At 56.6% G+C, this 3,327-nt stretch carries 2 protein-coding genes and 1 pseudogene; 1 reads left to right on the top strand and 2 read right to left on the bottom strand.

The window, feature by feature from the left end:
- Window positions 1-151 precede the first annotated feature (151 nt).
- Window positions 152-778: pseudogene (locus ACGYLI_RS17990) on the top strand (IS3 family transposase); the annotation flags it as partial.
- A 76-nt stretch (window positions 779-854) separates the two neighbouring features.
- Here the strand turns inward: ACGYLI_RS17990 and istB are convergent.
- Together istB and istA are read right to left on the bottom strand one after the other, a co-directional pair.
- Window positions 855-1,646 carry an IS21-like element helper ATPase IstB gene (gene istB / locus ACGYLI_RS17995; protein WP_394420163.1) on the bottom strand — a complete coding sequence of 264 codons (792 nt, stop codon included), beginning with the start codon at window positions 1,644-1,646 and terminating at the stop codon, window positions 855-857.
- A complete protein-coding gene (gene istA, locus ACGYLI_RS18000) occupies window positions 1,636-3,165 on the bottom strand; it encodes an IS21 family transposase (protein WP_394420164.1) in 1,530 nt (509 codons plus the stop codon). The genes istB and istA overlap by 11 nt, the downstream gene beginning before the upstream one ends.
- Window positions 3,166-3,327: the final 162 nt, after the last annotated feature.

Below are 3,327 nucleotides of genomic sequence, written 5' to 3' on the forward strand. Positions count from 1 at the left end.
TCCACATCAGTGTAAGGGGGTCATTTTTGGACGCCGATCACCCCTCTACGGGGTCAAAATTGCATGCTTGTTCACAGGAAAAGCCCCGTCGCCTTCGAACGGAAAGTGGCTTAAACGAGCACTTGGGGCGGCACGAAAGCGGGACAGGTCCATGCGGCGCCTGATGAAGCAGGAAGCTTTGATCGTCCCAAAGCCGAAGCGCCGACGTTACAGCTCATATCTGGGTGAGATTAGTCCTGCGCCGGAGAATATCATCAACCGAAAATTCCAGGCGGCAGCGCCAAACGAGAAGTGGCTGACCGATATCACCGAGTTCCACATCCGAGCGGGAAAAGTCTATCTTTCCCCAATCATCGATTGCTTCGACGGCCTCGTCTTAAGTTGGACCATAGGGACCAGACCGGATGCCGATCTCGTAAACACAATGCTTGATGCAGCGGTAGAGACCATCGCTGACAGCGAAGTGCGGCCTATAGTCCACAGCGATCGCGGAGGCCACTATCGCTGGCCTGGCTGGCTGGAACGTATCGAGGCAGCAAAGCTCGTTCGTTCGATGTCACGAAAGGCGAGTTCGCAGGACAATGCCGCATGTGAAGGCTTCTTCGGACGCCTGAAGACTGAGTTCTTCTATCCACGCGATTGGCGAGCCTTCACCGTGGCCCAGTTTATTGACGAGGTTGATGCCTACATCCGCTGGTACAACGAAACACGCATCAAGATGTCCCTTGGTGGCAGAAGCCCGATCGAATACCGTAAAAGCCTCGGCCTTATGCCGTGAAAACAGTCCAAGTTTTTGTCCGCACCCCCGGCATTGTCACCGAGACTTGACCCACCCAGTTGTTATGTTCTTTGCGTTATGATGGCGTCAATGCCGCTGTCTCCTTTCGTTTCTTTTTGGCTGTCGCGGAGCTGGCCTTGAACCGGTAGCTGTCATTGCCGGTCTCGAGAATGTGGCAACGATGTGTGAGGCGGTCGAGGAGCGCGGTGGTCATCTTTGCATCACCGAACACGCTGGCCCATTCGCTAAAGCTCAGGTTGGTAGTGATGACGACGCTGGTGCGCTCGTAGAGTTTACTCAGAAGGTGGAACAGCAACGCGCCACCCGAAGCGCTGAACGGCAGATATCCCAGCTCATCCAAGATCACCAAATCGGCTTTCACCAGCACCTCGGCGATTTTTCCTGCCTTGCCTTGGGCCTTTTCCTGCTCCAACGCATTGACCAACTCGACCGTGGAGAAGAAGCGCACACGCTTGCGATGATGCTCGATTGCTTGAATGCCGAGGGCGGTAGCGACATGCGATTTTCCCGTTCCAGGGCCTCCGATCAGCACTACATTCTCAGCCGCGTCCATGAACTCGCATCGGTGAAGTTGGCGCACTAATGCTTCGCGGACTTCGCTGGCGCCAAAGTCGAAGCAAGAGATGTCCTTGTATGCCGGAAAGCGTGCTGCCTTCATGTGGTAGGCGATGGAACGCACCTCACGTTCAGCCATCTCGGCCTTAAGCAGCTGCGACAACATGGGGATCGCTGCATCGAAAGCGGGCGATCCCTGCTCATGCAGGTCCTGCACGGCCTGTGCCATGCCCGGCATCTTCAGGCTGCGCATCATGATGACGATGGCAGCACCGGCGGGATCATGACGCATGACGTGTTCCTTCCGTGGTGCGTAGCCCGTCATATCGTGCAACATTGGCCTCGGGCTCCTTATTCAAAGAAAGGGCCGCAGGCGGGGTCACATCAGGCTGGTCTATCGGTGCGCCATCCACCAGCCTGTGAAGTAGGTTCAATACATGGGTTTTTGTTGGCACGCCCGCCTCCAGCGCCATTTCCACCGCGCAAAGCACGGCCTGTTCGTCATGGTGGAGCACCAAGGACAGGACGTCGACCATCTCGCGGTCACCACCTGGCCTACGCAACATCTGATCCTGCAGCTTCCGGAACCCTTCTGGCATCTCAACGAAGGGCGCCCCGTTGCGCAGCGCGCCGGGTTTGCGTTGAACCACCGCCAGATAATGGTGCCAGTCATAAATAACGCGCCCTGGCTGACGGTGTGAGCGTTCAATAATGCGCTCATGCGTGCAGACCACGTGGCCTTCGGCGACGACGACCAGCCGTTCAGGATAGATACGGAGACTGACAGGACGGTTCGCAAAGCTGGCAGGCACTGAGTAGCGATTACGGTCGAATGCTATTAGACAAGTGGGGGACACCCGCTTGCTCTGCTCGACAAAGCCGTCAAACATTGTGGGCAGTGGCATCAGCGCGGCCTTCTCGGCGTCCCAGACATCCGCAATGTTGCCAGGCAATCTGCCATGCGGTGTCTCGGCCCACAGAAGCTTGCAGCGCTCCTCCAGCCATTCATTCAGCGCATTGAGGTTCGGAAAGGCGGGCATGAGTTGCCAAAGCCGATGGCGGGCGTCGCGCACACTCTTCTCAACCTGACCTTTCTCCCACCCTGCCGCAGGATTGCAGAACTCAGGGTCAAAGACATAATGGCTGGTCATCGCAAGGAACCGTGCGTTTACATCGCGCTTCTTGCCGACACCAATCCGGTCAACGGCTGTCTTCATGTTGTCATAGACGCCACGCCCCGGAACACCCTCAAACACCCGAAAGCCATGCCAGTGGGCATCAAACAGCATCTCATGCGTTTGCAGCAGATAGGCCCGCACCAGAAATGCGCGGCTGTGCGACAGCTTGATATGGGCGACCTGAAGCTTGAGACGCTCGCCCCCGACATAGGCCCAGTCCTCGCTCCAATCGAATTGGAACGCCTCGCCCGGCTGAAAGACCAACGGCACGAAAACACCCCGGTCAGTCGTATGTTGAACACGCTGTCGTTCGCCCTTCCAGTTCCGCACGAAGGCCGCGACACGCTCATATGAGCCATCAAAGCCGAGCTGAACCAGATCCGCATGCATCTGTTTGGCCGTTCGCCGTTCCTTCCGTGATTTACGCTGCTCAGAAAGCAACCAGCCTGTCAGCTTCTCAGCATAAGGGTCCAACTTGCTCGGTCGGTCCAAAATTTGGAACTCGGGCTCAACTATCCCTGTCCGCAGATACTTCTTGATCGTGTTGCGAGACACCCCTGTCCGGCGCGCAATCTCGCGGATGGGCATCTTGTCTCGCAGAGCCCATTTCCGAATAATCCTCAGAAATCCCATGTCTAACACTCCAATAGCTCCCAGCTGATTCAAGCAGGGGCAAGGTTGCACATGGGTCAATTCTCAATGACAATTTCTGCAGTTGCCGGGTCATGTATGGATACCCCCGTTCGCGCAAGATGGTTTTTCGACATAGTGACGTGTGATCGGGTGCGGTCATGT

This window comes from Sulfitobacter sp. 1A13421, from assembly GCF_043557285.1.
Classification (GTDB): Bacteria; Pseudomonadota; Alphaproteobacteria; order Rhodobacterales; family Rhodobacteraceae; genus Sulfitobacter; species Sulfitobacter faviae.